The organism is Caulobacter vibrioides, from assembly GCF_002858865.1.
Classification (GTDB): Bacteria; Pseudomonadota; Alphaproteobacteria; order Caulobacterales; family Caulobacteraceae; genus Caulobacter; species Caulobacter vibrioides.
Window position 1 is genome coordinate 37,807 of sequence record NZ_PJRR01000015.1, and the last position, 16,736, is coordinate 54,542.

Below are 16,736 nucleotides of genomic sequence, written 5' to 3' on the forward strand. Positions count from 1 at the left end.
CGGATCATTCCGGCGGCTCCCTTCCCCTGTCAGTTGAGACGGCTCGACGGGGTCGGGGCCGCCGGATGACTAGTGCGGCCTGGCGGAGGGACGCCCGTGGTGGGCGAACGTCTGGGGGACGCGATGTTGGCGCGACTGGTTGGGATCATCTTGGGGCTGATCCTGGCGTCGTCGGGATACGTGGTGGCGGGCTGGGGCTCGCTGGGGACATGGGCCACGACTCTCGACCTTGGTCCGTTTGAACCGCATCGACCCGCCGTCGGCGTGGCGGCGGCGATCGTGGGCGGGGTGCTCATCGTCGCCGCCCTGCTTCCCCGCCCAAAACGCAAGCCGCGCAAGACAGCGCCCGCGCCCCTGGGGCTGGAGCTTCCTGACGAGGCCGCGCCCAGCGCCAGCCCCGTCGCCGCCGCCGCCGCACCCGCCGCGCCTGTGGCGACCCCCGTATCCCACACCGCGCCTGCGGCGCCCGCCGCAGCGCCCGTCGCACCGCCCCGCACCTTCGCCGAGATGCGCGCGCGCCTGATCACACTGAGCCGGGAAGATTCCTGGGGCGAGTGCGCGCGGCTGCTGGCCGCCATGAAGCGGGCCGCCCATACCGACGAGGAACTGGCGATCGTCCATCGCGATCTGGGCGATTTCGCCCGCGCCCAGGGCCAGTTGGACGAGGCCGGCGAGGCCTATGAGACGGCGGTGGCCTATGCCCGCCAGGTGCGCCAGACCCGTCCGACCGACGCCAGCACCGACCTCCTGGCCGGCGCGCTGTCGGGCGTCGGTGATGTCGCCGAGGCCGAAGGACGGCTGGATGCAGCGCTTTCGGCCTTCGAGGAGGCTCTGGCCCTGCGCCGGTCGCGCGGCGCGCGCGAGGCGAACGACCCCAACGCCCAAAGGGCCCTGTCGGTGAACCTGGAGCGCCTGGCCGACCTGCGCGAGGATCGCGGCCATCGCATGCGCGCGCTCGATCTCTATCGCGAGAGCTACGACATCGCCGGTCGCCTGGCGGCCGCCGATCCGGCCCGCTTTGGTCCAGACCTCGCGGCGACCCGCGCGCGGCTCAGCGAGCTGGAAGCCCGCATCTCGACCTGACGAAAAGTCGAGCGCCGGCAAAGACTAGACCTCTCGTCATCCCGGAAGCCTCGGAGAGGCTATCCGGGACCCAGGGGCCGGCGCATTGCGGTCGCCCCTGGGTCCCGGCGCTACAGCCCGCTACGCGGTCTTCCGGCCGGGATGACGAAAGAAAATGGTTTCAGCTGATTGAGCAGGGGCCCTATCGCCCGGCTTCCTGCGCGAGGAACCGCCGGATCCAGTCCGCCATCCGCGCCCGGTCATTGGGACTATCCAGGCTGGCGATCGCCGCATCGGCCTGCGGATCGGTGTAACGCGTCCCGCGCCGCGCCTCGATCAGGGCCTTGGCGTAGTCGGGCGCGAACTCCGGGTGGAACTGCATCGAGATCGCCGGCGCGTCGTCATAGGCCAGGATGCCGTAGGGCGTGAACGCGCTGCCGGCCAGAACCCGCGCCGTGGGCGGCAGGTCCACGACCTGGTCCTGGTGCGAGCCCGGCACGGCGACCTCTGCGGCGTCATCCATCCAGACGGCGCGCTCGGCGACCGCGTAGGCCTGCAGGCCCACGCCCCAGCCCTTGGGCGACTTCTCGACCTTGCCGCCGAACGCCTCGGCCATGATCTGATGGCCAAAACAGACCCCGACCAAGGGGGTCTCGCCCCGAGCCGACCGCAAGAAGGCCTTCAGCGGCTCGATCCAGGGCAGCGGATCATAGACCCCCGCCGAGGAGCCGGTAATCACATAGGCGTCGTTCTCGGCCGGATGCGCCGGCAGCTCGCCGCGTTGGACGTCGTAGGCGCGGTAGGCGTGGCCATCGCCCAGCAGGGTCTCGAACATCGATCCATAGCCGCCATAGGTCGCCTTCAGCGGGCCCGGCGGCTCGCCCGTTTCCAGCAGGCCGATCTTCAAGACGCGCGTCGCCACGGCGATCAGTAGACCATGCCCTGGGCGACGGCCTTCAGGCGCTCGATGGCGCTGAACTTGTCCTCGATGAAGTCCTGGTCGATCCACCAGAGCTCGATCTCGCGCATGACCTCGCCGACCATCGGCCCCTTGGGCACGCCGGCCTTCATCACCTCCTCGCCCGACAGCGGGAAGGCCGGCGGGTTCCAGGTCTCGGCCAGGGCCAGCAGGGCGCGCCACTGGGGCGCGGTGGAGTCACGGCCAGAGCCGGCCCAGGCCAGCTTGATCCGATCGCAGAAGGTGCGGGTCCCCAGGCCATAGACCGCCCGGCGCGCCTCGCGCGGGCTCATCCACGAGACGACGCGCGGGTTCTTGCCGACGGCCTCGACCAGGCGATCACGGACATTGTTGGGCAGGCGCAGGCGCTCGGCCAGCTGCTCGGCGACCTTGGGGTCGTCGGGAATCAGCGCCGCCAGGCGCAGGTCGGGGTCGTTCTCGAACAGCTGCTCGGTCTCGATGCCGACCAGGGCCTCGAAGCGCGCCAGCGACTTCACCGACGGCAGGATCGAGGACAGCACGCTGGTGGCGGCCATCAGACGGAAGGCCGGACGCGGATCGTCCGCCGCCAGCATCTTCATCAGCTCCTTCTGAGTGCGCTCGGCCGCGCGGCCCGAGACCATGCCCTTCAGCGCCTTGCACGCCGCCAGGCCCTTCTGGTCCGGCTCGCCCCGGCCGTACCAGGCCTGGAAGCGGAAGAAGCGCAGGATACGCAGATAGTCCTCGCGGATGCGGGTCATCGGATCGCCGACGAACACCACCCGGCCCTCATGGGCGTCGCGGATCCCCTCGCCGGTGGGATCATAGACCCGACCGTCCGTATCCGCATAAAGCGCGTTGAAGCGGAAGTCGCGCCGCTCGGCGTCCTGGTTCCAGTCCTGGGTGAAGGCCACCACCGCCCGGCGGCCGTCGGTCGAGACGTCCTTGCGCAGGGTGGTGATCTCGTAGGGGCGACCGCCCGACACCGCCGTGATCGTGCCGTGGTCGACGCCGGTCGGAATGGCGCGCAAGCCTGCCTGCTCCAAAGCGTCGATGACCAGATCGGGCGTCAGGGTCGTGGCGATGTCGATGTCGTCGACAGGCTTGCCCATCAGCGTGTTGCGCACGCATCCGCCGACGAATCGCGCGCAGCCCGCATAGCCGCGCGCTTCCAGCGCGGCGATGACCGCCTTGGTCTCCGGAAGCGCGATCCAGGGCGCGTTGCCGATCATTTCACTGCTCAACGCCTGACTCCCACTCACGCGTCCGATCCCCTCCAACGAAGGGGCGACATTGTTAGGCCACTAGACCCCGGCTTCGCCAGACAAGAAACGCCCTATTCGGAGGCGGGTCGTCCGGTTTCGTCGTGGAGGGCCTCGTAGAGCGACCGCAACATGCCCGCCGTCGCGCCCCAGATGAACCGATCGTTCCACGGCATGGCGTAGAAATGTCGGCGCGGCCCGCCCGGAACCTCGCGGTGCTGGCGCTGGTGGTTGGCCGGATCCATCAGGAAATCGAACGGCGTCTCGAAGACGTCGGCGACCTCCTCGGGGCTGGGCGTGAAGGTCGCCTTGGGATCGATGAAGCCCACGACCGGGGTCACGTGGAAGCCGGTCACGGTCTGGTAGCCGTGCAGCAGTCCCGCCACCGTGACGAGGGCCGGGTCCAGCCCGACCTCCTCCTGCGCCTCGCGCAGGGCCGTGCCCCAGGGCGTCTCGCCCGGATCGCAGCGGCCGCCCGGGAAGGCGATCTGGCCGGTGTGGCTGCGCAGGGTGTCCGCCCGGCGGGTCAGCAGAATGGTCGGGCCGTCGTCGTGCTCGACCAGTCCCACCAGCACGGCGGCGGGACGCAGGGCGTGGGGATTGTCGACCTTCAGGCCCGGATTGAGATCGAAGTCCGAACGCAGCGGGTTGGCCAGGCTCGGATCATAACCCGCGATCGGATGCAGGCGGCTGGTGATCCAGGCGCGGCGCTCTTCGCGAGTCATGCCAGACCCTTGCCGGGCGCGGCGATCGGGAAGAAGGCCCCGCCCGAGCGCACGCCCCAGACGCCGTCCTCTTCCACCGCCGTCTCGGCCAGCTCATAGAACACCGAACGCGCGATCAGCGCCTCCAGGCCCCGGCGGACGTGGACATAGGGGCGCGGCTCGCCCGTTTCCTGGTCGATCGTGACGCGGATCGGGTTGTCCGCGCCGGCCGTGACCGTGTCGCCGACATTGGTCTGGAAAACCAGATCCTCGCCCTCGCGGTCCACGCGCACGGCGATGAACGGCGCGTCCTCGACGGTGATCTTCATCTTCTCGACCGGCGTCACCAGGTGGTAACCGTCCGGATCGAGGCGCAAAACGGTCGAGAACAGGCGCACCAGCGCCTCGCGGCCGATCGGCGTGCCCTCGTGGAACCAAAGGCCGTCCTTGCGGATGCGGATGTCGATCTCGCCGCAGTGGGGCGGGTTCCAGAGGTGGACGGGCGGCAGGCCGCGCTCGCCCGCCGCTTTCACGGACTGAGCGACGCCATCCAGGCCAGACTTGAAGGGCGTGTCGGTCATGCCCGTTCAGTTAGGCTGTCGCGCGCTCCGGCTCAAGCGCGAGGGTCAACGGCGACGGGACCGGACAGGCCTTGATCCCCGCCGTCGCGCAGCGGCAGCAGCAGCACGCGCCGCTGATCCACCGGTCCGGGCATGATGACGCCGGCCGTATGGGCGTTGGTGAAGCCGACCCGCCCGAAATAGGGGCCGTCGCCCACCAGCAGCACCGCCCGCCAGCCGGCGGCGCGGGCGGCCTCGCAGGCGGCCTCGACCAGCGCCTGGCCAAGGCCGGCGCTGCGCTCATCGGGATCGACGGCCAGCGGCCCGAGGAAGGCGACCGGCTCGCCGCCGATCGTCACGGGCCACATCCGCACGCAGCCGACGGGCGCGCCGTCCCGCAGCGACACGAACGAGCAGTCGGCCAGCAGAGTGTTGCCCTCGCGCAAGCGCTCGGACGACTTGGCGAAACGACCGGGACCGAAGACCCGGTCGATCAATGCGGTGACGGCGGCTTCCATCGCCGGGGTCTCGAGGACCAGCGGCGGATAGGGCTCGGGAGAAACGGACTTTTGAACGGAGGTCATCGGCCTTCGGGAAATGCGAAAGGGCGTCGGGGGCTCCCGACACGAAGGCGCGCGGGAGGGCTTCAGATCGTGGCGCGTTCGCGCTTCATTCGTCGCAGGCGTCGCATGCCTGAAAACCTCCAGAAGATGCGCGCGCTGTAGGGCCAAGCCTTTGCGAGGTCAATAACGTTGCGGTGCGACGACTTGGCCGTATGTTCGGCGGCCATGTCCGACACTGCCGCCCCGCCGTCCGAGCCCGCGCTCGAGAACCCTACCCGCGCCCTGTTGCGGGAGCGTGACTTCCTCCTGTTCTGGGCGGCGCGGTTCGTCTCCACCCTGGGCGTGCAGATCCAGTCGGTGGCGCTGGGCTGGCAGGTCTACGCCATCGCCCGGATGACCAAGTCGGTCGGCGAGTCGGCGTTCCTGGTCAGCATGATCGGCCTGGCGCAGTTCCTGCCGCTGTTCCTGCTGACCCTGGTGGCGGGCGAGACCGCCGACCGCCGGACCCGCAAGCTGATCGTCGCCGCCACCCTGGCCCTGGACGCGATCAGCGCCGGGGTGCTGCTGGTCCTGGCCTTGATGGGCTCGCACCAGCTGTGGCCGATCTTCGCCATCTCGGTGCTGTTCGGCGCCAGCCGCGCCTTCCTGTCGCCGGCCAGCAGCGCCATGGGTCCGATGCTGGTGCCGCGGCCGCTGCTGCCGCGCGCCATCGCCTGGAACTCGCTGTCCTGGCAGGCCGGATCGATCGGGGGCCCGGCGCTCGGCGGCCTCCTGCTGATCCACTCGCCGGCCCTGGCCTTCGGGGCCTCGTTCGGCCTCTATCTGGTCGCGGCCCTGCTGGCCCTCTCGATCCGCAAGCCCACCAAGCCTGAACAGCAGCCCGGCTCGCGCGTCGAGCTGATCAAGGAGGGGCTGTCCTACGTCTGGAACAACAAGATCGTGTTCGGCTCGATCTCGCTGGACCTGTTCGCCGTGATCCTGGGCGGCGCCACGGCCCTGCTGCCGGTGTTCGCCAAGGACGTGCTGCACATCGGCCCCGGCGGCTTTGGCCTGCTGCGCGCCGCGCCGGCGATCGGCGCGTGCCTGGTGGGGCTCTATCTGGCGGCCAACCCGATCCGCCGCCACGCCGGCAAGATCATGTTCGCGGGCGTGGCCGTCTTCGGCCTCGCGACGGTGGTCTTTGGTCTCTCCAAGCTGGTCTGGCTGTCGGTGGCGGCCCTGGCGGTGCTGGGCGGGGCCGACATGCTCAGCGTCTATGTCCGCCAGACCCTGGTGCAGATCGTGACCCCCGACGCCATGCGCGGCCGCGTCGCCGCTGTCTCCGGCGTGTTCATCAGCGCCTCCAACGAGCTCGGCGAGGTCGAGAGCGGCGCCGCCGCCTGGCTGCTGGGCCCGATCGGCGCGGCGGTGTTCGGCGGGGTCGGGGCCATGGCGGTGACCGCCATCTGGGCGTTCCTGTTCCCGGAGCTGCGCAAGGCCGACCGGCTGGAGTAGTCCTCCTCCCCGCAGCGCGGGGGAGGAAAACCTCAGACCCCCGCCAGCTTGCGCAGCGCCTCGCCGGTCAGGCGGCGGATGATCCACTCGTCCATCGCCGCCGCGCCGAGGCTGTCATAGAAGGCGATCGACGGGGCGTTCCAGTCCAGCACCGTCCATTCCAGGCGGCCCAGGCCCTCGTCGACGCAGCGCTTGGCGAGGTTGGCCAGCAGCGCCTTGCCCGCGCCCGAGCCCCGCGCCGACGGCCGCACGAACAGGTCCTCCAGATAGATCCCGTGCCGCCCCACGAAGGTGGAGTAGTTGTAGAACCACAGCGCAAAGCCCACCGGCTGGCCGTCGATCTCGGCGATGTCGGCGAAGGCCCGGGCCTTGTCGCCGAACAGGGCTGCGGCCGTGTCGGCTGGCGTCGCCTGGACGGTGTCGAGCAGCTTCTCATACTCGGCCAGATCGAGGATGAACTGGTGGATCAGGCCAGCGTCGGCGGGCGTGGCGGGACGGACGGTGACGGTCATGGCGGTATCCAACGACTACAGGGACTTCGTTCTGGAGCTGCTGGCCCCGTTGGGGCAGGTCAGCGCCCGGCGCATGTTCGGCGGAGTCGGGATTTATGCGAACGGCCTGTTCTTCGCGCTCATCGCCGACGACGTGCTCTATCTGAAGGGCGACGAGGATCTGAAGGTCGCGTTCGAGGCCGTCGGCGCCCAGGCCTTCGCGCCGTTCGAGGACGGCAAGACCATGGCCTACTGGACCGCCCCCGCCGAGGCGCTGGACGACCAGGACCTCCTGCTGGACTGGGCGCGCAAGTCGCTGGCCGTCGCGGCGCGCAAACAGAAACCCTCTCCCAAGGGGAGAGGGCGGGGCCCGCGCTGAAAGCGCGGGAGGGAGAGGGGGTAAGGCGTCGGCCGACGAAACCCCTCACCTCCCACCGCTCCGCGGCGGGTCCCTCCTCTCCCTCTGGGAGAGGATCTCAATCACCCGATCTTCACCCCAGGCGGCGGCTCGCTGCTCTCGGGCACGAAGAAGTCCGGCATCAGGCTGGCGGTCGGGTCGACCTTGTAGTGATCGAAGTCGCGCACGCCCTCGCCATAGAGGAAGGTGTCGTCGATCAGGAAGTTGCCGCTGAAGTCCCGCGAGGGCTTGTTGAAGATCCCATAGGCCGCGTCGGCCATGATCTCGGGCGTGCGGCAATGGCGCAGGCCTTCCTCGCCGGTCAGGGCGAACTGGATGGCCGCCGTGGCGATGCCGGTGCGCGGCCACAGGGCGTTGAAGGCGATCCCGTCGGGCTTGAACTCCTCGGCCATGCCCAGCACGCACATCGACATGCCGAACTTGGCCATGGTGTAGGCCACGTGCGAGCCGAACCAGCGCGGCGACATGTCCAGCGGCGGCGACAGCATCAGGACGTGCGGGTTCTCAGCGTTCTTCAGGTGCGGGATGCAGGCCTTCGACGTCAGGAACGTGCCGCGCGTATTGATCTGGTGCATCAGGTCATATCGCTTCATGTCGGTCATCAGGGTCGGGGTCAGCGAGATGGCCGAGGCGTTGTTGACGCAGATGTCGATGCCGCCGAACTGGGCCACGGCCTTGTCGACCGCCTCCTGCACGCTGGACTCCTCACGCACGTCGACGACCAGCGGCAGGGCCTTGCCGCCCGCGTCCTCGATTTCCTTGGCGGCGGTGTAGATGGTGCCGGGCAGCTTGGGATGGGCCTCGGCTGTCTTGGCCGCGATCACCACATTGGCGCCGTCGCGGGCGGCGCGCACGGCGATGGCCAGACCGATGCCGCGCGAGGCGCCGGTGACGAACAGGGTCTTGTTCTTGAGGCTCATGCGGGATCTCCACGGGTTTTAAACAGTTGAACGCCGACGACGGCGAAGCCGAGCAGGAAGGCCATCTTGGCCATGTGGGCGACCGGGCCGTGATCCTTCAACGCCAGACCGACAAGTCCGACGACCAGGGCCGCGATCCACAGGCCCGCCGCCAGCCGCAGCACGCGCGCCCGCAAGAGGTCCATGGCCCAGACCACCATGCCGATCGACCAGATGGCGGACGCGATCATGTAGGACGCCTCGCCGAACACCTCGGCAGGCGAGGTGCGCACCAGCAGGACGCCCAGGATCGCCAGGACGAAGCCCGCAAGGCCCAGCGGGCCCGTGGCGCGGGCGGTCAGGGCCCGCGCGCCCAGCATGCCGATCAGCAGCAGAAGATCGATCAGCGTGTAGACGAGATGCGGCTGGGGCTCGACCAGGCGCGGGTAGATCAGGAAGGGCGCGACGACGTCTATCGCCACGCCCAGCAGCACCGCCACGCCCGCGAGGCGCAGCGTGGTGGCCCGCTCCATCAGGCGCCGGCCCCGACGATGTCGACCGACAGATCCCAGAGCCGATCGGCGGCCTCGGGGTCCAGGGCGTGCGGCATCACGCCGGTCCAGGGGTTTTCCTTGCTCCAGGGCAGCGCCTGGTTGCAGTCCTCCAGATAGAGCCCGCCGACGCCCTCGAGCTCGCTTCCGACCGCCGCCCAGACGCTGGTGGCCGCGCCTTGTTCGGTCGTCTTGAAACCCTCGCGCGGCTGGTCGTTCTCATCCAACCAGCCCAGAGCGCGCTGCTCCTCGATCGGCAGGTGGCGTTGCAGCGGGGTCAAGATGCCGCCCGGCATCACGGCGTTGGCGTGGACGCCCTGATCCTTGAAGCGCTTGTCGAAGCCCACCGCGAACAGGCTGTTGGCGGTCTTGGCCTGGCCATAGGCTTCCCACTTTTCGTAGGGGCGGGTGGTGTAGTTGGGATCGTCGAAATGGATCCCCGAGCGTCGGTGGCCGATCGACGACAAGGACACCAGCCGCGAAGGCTTGCCGCTGGCCTTGGCGCCGGCGATCAGGTTCGGGGCCAGCAGCAACGACAGCAGGAAATGGCCCAGATGGTTGGTGCCGAACTGCATCTCGAAGCCGTCGGCGGTGCGCATCAGCGGACTGGCCATGACGGCGGCGTTGTTGATCAGGATGTCGATCCGCCGATCGCCCCAGACATTGGCGAAGTGACGGATGGCCTCAAGGTTGGAGAGATCCAGCATGCCGAAGCTGACCCGCTTGGACCCGGCCTCTTCATTGATGGCGTTGGCGACCTCTTCGCCCAGCTCCGGCTTGCGGGCGGCGATGATCACTTCGGCGCCCGCCAGGGCCAGGGCGCGGGCGGTCTCCACCCCGATGCCGGTGGCCGCGCCGGTGACGATCGCCACGCGACCTGAAAGGTCATGCCCGGCGACAACCTCACGCGCCGTCGACTTGGCCCCAAAGGCCGATGTGATCCGTCCGCTCATGCCCGCTTCCTCCCGCTTGTTGTTATGTCGGCTAGGCTACATCTGGATCGCGCAAATCCCCAGAGCGATCGCAAGGCACAGCGGACCGTAGGCGCGCCGGTTCAGACGCCAGAACGGCGTGCCCTCGGCATAGCGGAAGATCCGCGGAACATAGGTGGCCGCGCCGCGCGCGGCAAAGACGGCGAACAGCGCCCAGCGGCCGGCGTCCAGCCAGGGCTCCAGGGGCGTAGGCGGCCAGACCGAAGCCAGAACCAGCGCCCCGCCCGCCAGGAGCGCCAGGGCCACGGCGACGCAGGCCAGAAGGCTCGGCGCCTTCATGTCGCGCGTGCGGCCCACCACATGCTCGACCAGCGAGGCCTCGTCATGGCCGGGCCACCGCCCGCCGAACGCCCAGTAGAGATGGACGCCCGCGAGCAGGAAAAAGACCCCGGTCAGCAGCAGGGTCAGCAGCACGGCCTAGCCGGCCTTGCTGAAGTCGGGCGCGCGGCGTTCGGCGAAGGCCATGAAGGCTTCGCGGGCCTCGGCGGTCTGCAGACGCGCGGCGAACTCCGCGCCCTCGGTGTCCATCAGCTGGGCGATCTTGTCGGCGTCGCGCATCAGCCGCTTGGTCACGGTCAGCGCGCCCAGCGGACGCTTGGCCAGCTGGTCGGCGGCGGTGCGAGCCCGGGCGCGCAGATCGCCCTGCTCCACAAGCGCGTTGGCCAGGCCCCAGGCCACCGCCGTGGCGCCGTCCACCGCCTCGCCGAGGGCGAACATGGCGTAGGCGCGGGCGTGGCCCACCCGCGCCGGCAGCAGCCAGCTGGACGCGGCCTCCGGCACCAGGGCCAGGTTGACGAACGGGGTGGTCAGGCGCGCGTCGGGGCTGACGAACACCAGGTCGCAGTGCAGGAGCATGGTGGTCCCCACGCCGACCGCCTGGCCCTGCACGGCCGCGACCAGCGGTCGGGTGGCGTGGGCCAGGGCCTTCAGGAACCGGGTCACGTGCCGCTCGCCGCTGAAGGCGCCGGTGGCCTGGGCGGCGAAGTCCTGCAGGTCGTTGCCGGCGGTGAAGCTGTCGCCATCGCCCTGGAAGACCACCACACGGATGGTCGGATCCTTTTCGGCCGCCTCCAGGCTGTCGGCCAGTACGCCGTACATCGCGTTGGAGAGCGCGTTCTTCTTTTCCGGGCGCGCCAGGGTGAGGGTCATCACGCCGGCGTCGATCTGCACCGTCACATGGTCGGTCATTGCGGGTCTCCCTTGGGGAACTTGGTCTGCAGACTGGCGAGCCAGCGCGAGACCACGCTGATTTCCTCGTCCGTGAAGCCTTCGGTCAGCTGGGCGTTGACGCCGCGAAGCCCGGCCTTGGCCGTATCGCGCGCGGCGCGGCCCTTGTCGGTCAGGTGCAGGTGCATGGCGCGGCCGTCCTTGGCGTCGGCGCGGCGCTCGACCAGCTCGGCCCGGGCCATGCGGTCGATCAGGCCGGTCATGGCCGAGGGGGCCAGATCGAGGGCGTCGGCCGCCTCGCCGATCAAGGCGCCGTCCCGCTCGCCGAGAAAGAACAGCACGCCCGACTGCGCGGCGGTCAGCCCGCCCTCGGCCGCCATGCGCCCCTCGATCCAACGCTGCACGCGCCGGTGTCCGGCGTTCAGCAGAAAGACCAGTCGACGGTTGGGCGGCGTGGACATGCGCCAACCGTATATTTCACATGCGAAATGTCAAACGATCGTTTTTAGACTTCGCTAGAATTCGCCGCGTACCAGGCCACCCCGTCGCCATCGACCTCGCGCTTCACCCGTCCGCGCCGGATCAGGCAGTTGAGGTGGGCCAGGGCCTCGCCGGTCGCCATGCCCAGGAGGTCAGGCCCGATGGGACGCGCGAACAGCGCGCCGAAGGTGTCGACCACGCGCTTGCGCTCGGAAAGCTTCTTCTCCAGCCGGGCCAGGCCCCGCTCGTGGCCGGAGATCAGGGCGTCGATGCGGGTGTGCAGGCCCTCGAAGGGATCGTTGTGCGCCGGCAGCACGATCACCTCGTCGGGCACGGTCGCCTTGACCTTGGCCAGGGAGCGCAGCCAGTCCGACAGCGGATCAGCGTCCGGTTCGGTCGGGAACACCGACACATTCGACGAGATACGCGGCAGCACCTGGTCGCCCGAGATCAACAGCTTGAGTTCCGGGCACCACAGGCAGGCGTGATCGGGCGAATGGCCTTGCCCGGTGACCACGCGCCAGGTGCGGCCGCCGATGTCGAACTCCTCGCCGTCGCTCAGGCGGCGATAGCTGTCGGGCAGGGCGTAGATCGCCTTGCCGAAGCCGCCGAAGCGGGCCTTGTAGTTCTCGATCGCGTCCTCGTCCCAGCCGGCGGCGCGGAAGAACCGCACCCCGTCTTCCGGGGCCTCGCGGCCGGTGTCGGCCACCAGCATCCGGCACTGGAAGTATTCCAGGCGGGTCATCCACAGCCGGCAGTCGAACTTGCGCGTCATCCAGCCGGCCAGGCCGATATGGTCCGGATGCAGGTGGGTGACGATCACGCGGGTGATCGGCTTGCCGCCCAACGCCTCGGCGAAGGCGGCGCGCCAGGCCTGGCTGGTCTCGCGGGTCTGGACGCCGGTGTCGACCACCGCCCAGCCCTCGCCGTCCTCGATGGCCCAGACGTTGATGAACTGAAGCGAGCCGCCCAGCGGCATGCGCAGCCACAGAACGCCGGGCGCGACCTCGACCGCCTGGCCAGAGCCCTGCTCCGGCGCCGTCTCGAAGGGATAGACGAGTCGTCCGGCCTTCTTCGGTTCCGACACCGATTCTGTCGTGTCGTCTTCGAACCCGTCGCGCATTTCACTCCCTCCGCGCGCCCTTTGACCGACGCTTATTCCGGATCTTACCCATTTTTTGCCCCTGGGGGCCGTCACGATCACGCCTAGGTCGGAGGGCATCTTGACCCCCGATGCAAGCACGCGCTTATGTCCGCGCGAGGAATCCACCCAGGAGATGTATCCCATGAGGCCTTTCGCGATCGGCCTGACGGCCGCCCTCGCGGTCGCCGTACTCGTTCCGTCCGCCGTCATTTCGGCGCAGAAGGAACAGAAGGGCAAGCCCGCCATCGACGCCAAGGCGCGTGAAGCGGGCATGAAGGAAGCGCCGGCCATCATGCAGGCCAGCGGCGCCAGCTGCACCGTGTCGGACGCTCGCTATATCGGCGAGGACAAGAAGGCGGGCGCCAAGTACTTCGAAGTCGCGTGTAACGAAGGCATGGGCTTCGCGCTCGTCGCCAAGAAGGACACCGCGCCGCAAGTCTATAGCTGCCTCGAGTCGAGCCAGCCGGGTCCGGACGGCAAGGTCGGCGGTCTGGCCTGTATCCTGCCCGGCAACGCCAACCCCGGCGCGGGCCTCGACGCCTACGTCAAGAAGGGCGGCGCCTCGTGCGAGATCGAGAACACCCGCGCCATCGGCACGGGCGCCAAGAACTCGTACTTCGAAGTCGCCTGTAAGGGCGGCGCGGGCTATGTCGTCCAGACCACCGCGCCGATGAACATCGGCGGCGAAGTCGCGGTCAACAGCTGCCTGCTGTACGAAGAAGGCGGCAATGTCAGCTGCAAGCTGACCAACCGTCAGACCCAGCTCCAAATCGTCGACACGCTGAACACGGCCGCTGCGGCCGCCGGCACCAAGTGCGCGATCAAGGACAAGCGCTACGTCCTCAGCACCAAGGCCGACAACTACTTCGAAGTCGCCTGCGAAGACGGCAAGGGCTACATGTACCAGCAGACCTCGGCCACCGGGGCCTTCAACCGCGCCATCCCGTGCGCCCAAGCCGGCTTCGTCGGCGGCGGCTGCACCATGACCGACGCGGTGGCCGCTCAGACCGAGCAAGCCGGCTTCTACAGCAAGCTGGCCGGCAAGGCCGGTTTCACCTGCGACGTCGAGAAGTACGGCCTGCTGCCGACGAACGACCCGAAGAAGGAAATCGTCGAGCTGAAGTGCAAGGGCAGCGACGTCGGCGGCATCGCCGTATTCACCGCCACCGACGGCAAGGTCTTTGACTGCCTGACCGCCGAGATGAACGGCTTCCGCTGCTCGTTCACCAAGAAGGACACGCAGTACGCCCGCCTGACCAAGGATCTGATCGGCTTCAACAAGGCCTCGTGCCAGGTCTCGGACGCCCGCATCATCGGTTCGACCGACACCGAGGGCTTCATCGAAGTGGCCTGCTCGGACGGCCTGCCGGGCTGGGTCCTGGGCTATCCGATCGGCGTGGCCAAGCCGGCCGCCAAGGAGTTCCTGTCCTGCACGCAGGCCAAGGGCATCGGCGGCGGCTGCAAGCTGCCGACCAACAAGCCGAAGGCCTGATCCAGGTCACGGCCTGACAAAAAAGAGCCCGCCCGGAGCGATCCGGGCGGGCTTTTTCTTTGGGCGGAGAGGGGGCGAAGAGCCCCCCCCCCTACATCGCCGCTTCGATCAGGCGCGGACCCGGCGTGGCCATGGCCCGGGCGAAGGCCTCGTCGAAGGCCTCGGCGGTGGCGACGCGCTCGGCGACCATGCCCAGGCCTTCGGCGAGCTTCACCCAATCGATGCGCGGATCGCCCAGGTCCAGCAGCTTCGCGGCGGCGGGACCCGGATTGCCGGCGCCTGTGCGGCCCAGCTCAATGCCGAGGATGCGGTAGGCGTGGTTGGCGAAGACCACCACGGTCACGTCCAGCTTTTCGCGGACCACCGTCCAGAGGCCCTGGACCGTGTACATGCCCGCGCCGTCGCCGGTGAGCGCCAGGACCTTGCGGTCCGGACAGGCCACCGCCGCGCCGATCGCCAGCGGGATCCCCTGGCCGATCGCGCCGCCGGTCAAAGACAGCCAGTCATGCGCCCGGGCGGCCTTGGTCTGGGTGAAGATCGGCAGGCCCGCTGTCACCGCGTCATCCGAGATGATCGTATCCGTGGGCATATGCCGCGCGATCGCCGCGCCGATCGCCCAGGCGTCCAGGCGTCCGGCCGGCGCATCAGGCGCGGCATAGGTCTCGACGGAGCCGGCGGCGGGCGCGCCCAGCGCGTCGGCCAGGGCGTTCAGCGCGGCGGCCGCATCGACCTCGCGACCGCACAGGGTTTCGACCGAACAGCCCTCAGGCACCAGCACACTAGGACGGTCGGGATAGGCGAAGAAGGCGACCGGGGTCTGGGTGGCGACCAGCACCATCAGGTCGACGCCGTCGAGGTCCTTCAGGGCCAGCTCGCCGAAATAGGGCAGCTTGTCGGGACGGAAACGGCCCTCGCCCCGCGCCTGGCGGGCGGTGAAGGTGTCGGTCAGCACCCGCACGCCGTGGGCGGCCAGCCGCCCGGCCGCCGCCAGCGCCGCCTCGCCACAGGCGCCCGAGCCCAGCAACAGCACCGGCTTGGTCGCACCGCCCAGCGCCTTGGCGACGGCCTCGACCGACGCCGCATCGGGCGCGGCGAAGGCGGGCGGCGTCACCACCGGTCCCTTGACCGTGGCTTCGTTCCAGGCCGCATCGGCGGGCAGGACGAGACAGGCGTTGCCGCCCGGCGTCCCGTAAGCGGCGATGATCGCCTCGGCGGCCAACGGCCCGACGCTGTCGGCGGTCTCGGCCGACTTGACCCAGACAGAGTTGGGCGCAGCCAGGGCGGCGATGTCGCTATTGAGCGGCGCGTCGAAGTCGCGGTGATAGGTGGCGTGGTCGCCGATCACATTGACCACCGGCGTGAAGGCGCGGCGGGCGTTGTGCAGATTGGCCGCGCCGTTGGCGTAGCCGGGTCCCAGGTGCAGCAGGGTGCAGGCGGGCTTACCGGCCATCCGCCCATAGCCGTCGGCCGCGCCGGTCGCCACGCCCTCGAACAGGCAAAGCACGCTGCGCATGCGCGGCTCGCGGTCCAGGGCCGAGACGAACTGCATCTCGCTGGTGCCGGGATTGGCGAAACAGGCGGTCACGCCGTTGTCGGCCAGGGTGGTGATCAGGGCGTCCGCGCCGTTCATGGTCTTCTCCGTACCTGTGCCCCTTCCTTCCGACATTTCGCCGGCTGCGCCAACCCGGCGACGCATCAAGCCGATTGCACAAGGCGGTCGGAGCGGCGCAGTCTGCCAAAAAAAAGGGGGGAACATCGCCATGTCAGGAATGAGCGCGGCCGCGCGCTGGACGCTGATTGCATCCGTGATCGCCGGGGTCAGCTATGTCGCCAGCTGGGGCCTGACCCTGCCGCCCGGCGTCGAGACGGCGTGGAAAGGCGCGGGCGTCGGCCTCTTGGCGATCCATGCGGCGCTGCGGGCGCGATCGCTGGACGGCTGGCTGCTGGCTGCGGTGATGGCGCTGGGGACCGGCGGCGACGTGCTGCTGGAGACTCACGGTCTCACGGTCGGCGCGATCTCGTTCCTGCTGGGACACGTCGTCGCCAGCGGCCTTTATCTTCGCCACCGCAAGGCCGTGTCTCTCGTGCCCCTAGCGCTGATTCCCGTCGTGGTCGCCGTGTCGTTCCTGCTGCCCACTGACCGCGCCGGCGCGCCGGGGATCGCGCTCTACAGCCTGTTCCTGGCGGTGATGGCCGCCGTGGCCCTGATGAGCCGGTTCCCGTTCAAGACCGTGGGCCTGGGCGCGCTGATGTTCGTGGTCTCGGACCTCTTGATCTTCGGCCGCCTGGGGCCGCTGCCCGACAACCTGGCCACGGGCCTGGGCGTCTGGGGGCTGTACTACTTCGGCCAGTTGCTGATCTGCCTGGGCGTGGCGGGGGCGCTAGCCCACCCCTCCACCGACCTCCCCGGCGAAGGCCGGGGTCCAGATTCAGCCTGAGACTTTGGGGATGACGCGCCTACCGCCCTGACCAAGCCCGAGATGTTCACGGGTTCGATCTGGACCCCGGCCTTCGCCGGGG

At 69.3% G+C, this 16,736-nt stretch carries 20 protein-coding genes; 5 read left to right on the forward strand and 15 right to left on the reverse strand.

Annotated elements, in window-relative coordinates; translation table 11 throughout:
• The first annotated feature begins 111 nt into the window (after window positions 1-111).
• Window positions 112-1,083 carry a tetratricopeptide repeat protein gene (locus tag CVUC_RS11505; protein WP_164468265.1) on the forward strand — a complete coding sequence of 324 codons (972 nt, stop codon included), beginning with the start codon at window positions 112-114 and terminating at the stop codon, window positions 1,081-1,083.
• Window positions 1,084-1,264: 181 nt separating this feature from the next.
• Here the strand turns inward: CVUC_RS11505 and CVUC_RS11510 are convergent, their stop codons facing one another.
• From CVUC_RS11510 to CVUC_RS20025, 6 genes are all read right to left on the reverse strand, one after another.
• Window positions 1,265-1,969, reverse strand: a complete 705-nt coding sequence (locus CVUC_RS11510) for a glutamine amidotransferase-related protein (protein ID WP_164468050.1) — start codon at window positions 1,967-1,969, stop codon at window positions 1,265-1,267.
• 20 nt (window positions 1,970-1,989) lie between these two features.
• Window positions 1,990-3,243 (reverse strand): CCA tRNA nucleotidyltransferase, encoded by a 1,254-nt coding sequence (locus CVUC_RS11515; protein WP_024265544.1) that lies wholly within the window; start codon window positions 3,241-3,243, stop codon window positions 1,990-1,992.
• A gap of 92 nt (window positions 3,244-3,335) precedes the next feature.
• A complete protein-coding gene (locus CVUC_RS11520; protein ID WP_096032354.1) occupies window positions 3,336-3,986 on the reverse strand; it encodes a CoA pyrophosphatase in 651 nt (216 codons plus the stop codon).
• On the reverse strand, window positions 3,983-4,546 hold the full coding sequence (locus tag CVUC_RS11525) for a DUF1285 domain-containing protein (protein WP_096032353.1): 564 nt from the start codon (window positions 4,544-4,546) through the stop codon (window positions 3,983-3,985). Before CVUC_RS11525 ends, CVUC_RS11520 begins: the two co-directional genes overlap by 4 nt.
• A gap of 32 nt (window positions 4,547-4,578) precedes the next feature.
• On the reverse strand, window positions 4,579-5,109 hold the full coding sequence (locus CVUC_RS11530; protein WP_096032352.1) for a GNAT family N-acetyltransferase: 531 nt from the start codon (window positions 5,107-5,109) through the stop codon (window positions 4,579-4,581).
• A gap of 62 nt (window positions 5,110-5,171) precedes the next feature.
• On the reverse strand, window positions 5,172-5,216 hold the full coding sequence (locus CVUC_RS20025; protein ID WP_024265543.1) for a hypothetical protein: 45 nt from the start codon (window positions 5,214-5,216) through the stop codon (window positions 5,172-5,174).
• A gap of 97 nt (window positions 5,217-5,313) precedes the next feature.
• On the opposite strand from CVUC_RS20025, the gene CVUC_RS11540 reads away from it, so the two are divergent.
• Window positions 5,314-6,582, forward strand: a complete 1,269-nt coding sequence (locus CVUC_RS11540; RefSeq protein ID WP_096032351.1) for an MFS transporter — start codon at window positions 5,314-5,316, stop codon at window positions 6,580-6,582.
• 32 nt (window positions 6,583-6,614) lie between these two features.
• On the opposite strand, the gene CVUC_RS11545 is transcribed toward CVUC_RS11540, so the two are convergent.
• The gene (locus tag CVUC_RS11545; protein WP_096032350.1) at window positions 6,615-7,094 is read right to left on the reverse strand and encodes a GNAT family N-acetyltransferase; all 480 of its coding nucleotides are present in this window, start codon (window positions 7,092-7,094) and stop codon (window positions 6,615-6,617) included.
• Here CVUC_RS11545 and CVUC_RS11550 point away from each other — a divergent pair.
• Window positions 7,084-7,452 (forward strand): TfoX/Sxy family protein, encoded by a 369-nt coding sequence (locus tag CVUC_RS11550; RefSeq protein ID WP_164468049.1) that lies wholly within the window; start codon window positions 7,084-7,086, stop codon window positions 7,450-7,452. The two genes, CVUC_RS11545 and CVUC_RS11550, sit on opposite strands and share 11 nt — an antisense overlap.
• 101 nt (window positions 7,453-7,553) lie before the next feature.
• Here CVUC_RS11550 and CVUC_RS11555 read toward each other — a convergent pair whose 3' ends face one another.
• Genes CVUC_RS11555 through CVUC_RS11585 form a run of 7 tightly spaced genes read right to left on the reverse strand, consistent with a single transcriptional unit; the run spans window position 7,554 to window position 12,703 of the window.
• A complete protein-coding gene (locus CVUC_RS11555; protein ID WP_010918288.1) occupies window positions 7,554-8,411 on the reverse strand; it encodes an SDR family oxidoreductase in 858 nt (285 codons plus the stop codon).
• Window positions 8,408-8,923, reverse strand: coding sequence for a hypothetical protein (locus CVUC_RS11560; RefSeq protein WP_010918287.1), 516 nt, complete (start codon window positions 8,921-8,923; stop codon window positions 8,408-8,410). The genes CVUC_RS11555 and CVUC_RS11560 overlap by 4 nt, the downstream gene beginning before the upstream one ends.
• A complete protein-coding gene (locus CVUC_RS11565) occupies window positions 8,923-9,894 on the reverse strand; it encodes an SDR family NAD(P)-dependent oxidoreductase (RefSeq protein ID WP_096032348.1) in 972 nt (323 codons plus the stop codon). The genes CVUC_RS11560 and CVUC_RS11565 overlap by 1 nt, the downstream gene beginning before the upstream one ends.
• 36 nt (window positions 9,895-9,930) lie before the next feature.
• Window positions 9,931-10,347 (reverse strand): DUF3995 domain-containing protein, encoded by a 417-nt coding sequence (locus CVUC_RS11570; RefSeq protein WP_012639951.1) that lies wholly within the window; start codon window positions 10,345-10,347, stop codon window positions 9,931-9,933.
• A gap of 3 nt (window positions 10,348-10,350) precedes the next feature.
• The gene (locus CVUC_RS11575) at window positions 10,351-11,121 is read right to left on the reverse strand and encodes an enoyl-CoA hydratase (RefSeq protein ID WP_096032347.1); all 771 of its coding nucleotides are present in this window, start codon (window positions 11,119-11,121) and stop codon (window positions 10,351-10,353) included.
• Window positions 11,118-11,561 carry a MarR family winged helix-turn-helix transcriptional regulator gene (locus tag CVUC_RS11580; protein ID WP_010918284.1) on the reverse strand — a complete coding sequence of 148 codons (444 nt, stop codon included), beginning with the start codon at window positions 11,559-11,561 and terminating at the stop codon, window positions 11,118-11,120. The genes CVUC_RS11575 and CVUC_RS11580 overlap by 4 nt, the downstream gene beginning before the upstream one ends.
• Before the next feature lie 44 nt (window positions 11,562-11,605).
• On the reverse strand, window positions 11,606-12,703 hold the full coding sequence (locus tag CVUC_RS11585; RefSeq protein ID WP_096032346.1) for an MBL fold metallo-hydrolase: 1,098 nt from the start codon (window positions 12,701-12,703) through the stop codon (window positions 11,606-11,608).
• 154 nt (window positions 12,704-12,857) lie between these two features.
• Between CVUC_RS11585 and CVUC_RS11590 the strand changes: the two genes are divergently transcribed.
• A complete protein-coding gene (locus tag CVUC_RS11590) occupies window positions 12,858-14,216 on the forward strand; it encodes a hypothetical protein (protein ID WP_096032345.1) in 1,359 nt (452 codons plus the stop codon).
• A gap of 91 nt (window positions 14,217-14,307) precedes the next feature.
• Here the strand turns inward: CVUC_RS11590 and CVUC_RS11595 are convergent, their stop codons facing one another.
• The gene (locus CVUC_RS11595; protein ID WP_096032344.1) at window positions 14,308-15,846 is read right to left on the reverse strand and encodes an acetolactate synthase large subunit; all 1,539 of its coding nucleotides are present in this window, start codon (window positions 15,844-15,846) and stop codon (window positions 14,308-14,310) included.
• Between the two features lie 130 nt (window positions 15,847-15,976).
• Between CVUC_RS11595 and CVUC_RS11600 the strand changes: the two genes are divergently transcribed.
• A complete protein-coding gene (locus CVUC_RS11600; protein ID WP_096032343.1) occupies window positions 15,977-16,654 on the forward strand; it encodes a lysoplasmalogenase in 678 nt (225 codons plus the stop codon).
• Window positions 16,655-16,736: the final 82 nt, after the last annotated feature.

Bases quoted from the DNA above. Each gene is read 5' to 3' on its own strand.
- CVUC_RS11520 (WP_096032354.1), bottom strand. From the start codon at position 3,986: ATGACTCGCGAAGAGCGCCGCGCCTGGATCACCAGCCGCCTGCATCCG.
- CVUC_RS11525 (WP_096032353.1), bottom strand. From the start codon at position 4,546: ATGACCGACACGCCCTTCAAGTCTGGCCTGGATGGCGTCGCTCAGTCC.
- CVUC_RS11530 (WP_096032352.1), bottom strand. From the start codon at position 5,109: ATGACCTCCGTTCAAAAGTCCGTTTCTCCCGAGCCCTATCCGCCGCTG.
- CVUC_RS11540 (WP_096032351.1), top strand. From the start codon at position 5,314: ATGTCCGACACTGCCGCCCCGCCGTCCGAGCCCGCGCTCGAGAACCCT.
- CVUC_RS11545 (WP_096032350.1), bottom strand. From the start codon at position 7,094: ATGACCGTCACCGTCCGTCCCGCCACGCCCGCCGACGCTGGCCTGATC.
- CVUC_RS11555 (WP_010918288.1), bottom strand. From the start codon at position 8,411: ATGAGCCTCAAGAACAAGACCCTGTTCGTCACCGGCGCCTCGCGCGGC.
- CVUC_RS11560 (WP_010918287.1), bottom strand. From the start codon at position 8,923: ATGGAGCGGGCCACCACGCTGCGCCTCGCGGGCGTGGCGGTGCTGCTG.
- CVUC_RS11565 (WP_096032348.1), bottom strand. From the start codon at position 9,894: ATGAGCGGACGGATCACATCGGCCTTTGGGGCCAAGTCGACGGCGCGT.
- CVUC_RS11575 (WP_096032347.1), bottom strand. From the start codon at position 11,121: ATGACCGACCATGTGACGGTGCAGATCGACGCCGGCGTGATGACCCTC.
- CVUC_RS11580 (WP_010918284.1), bottom strand. From the start codon at position 11,561: ATGTCCACGCCGCCCAACCGTCGACTGGTCTTTCTGCTGAACGCCGGA.
- CVUC_RS11585 (WP_096032346.1), bottom strand. From the start codon at position 12,703: ATGCGCGACGGGTTCGAAGACGACACGACAGAATCGGTGTCGGAACCG.
- CVUC_RS11590 (WP_096032345.1), top strand. From the start codon at position 12,858: ATGTATCCCATGAGGCCTTTCGCGATCGGCCTGACGGCCGCCCTCGCG.
- CVUC_RS11595 (WP_096032344.1), bottom strand. From the start codon at position 15,846: ATGAACGGCGCGGACGCCCTGATCACCACCCTGGCCGACAACGGCGTG.
- CVUC_RS11600 (WP_096032343.1), top strand. From the start codon at position 15,977: ATGTCAGGAATGAGCGCGGCCGCGCGCTGGACGCTGATTGCATCCGTG.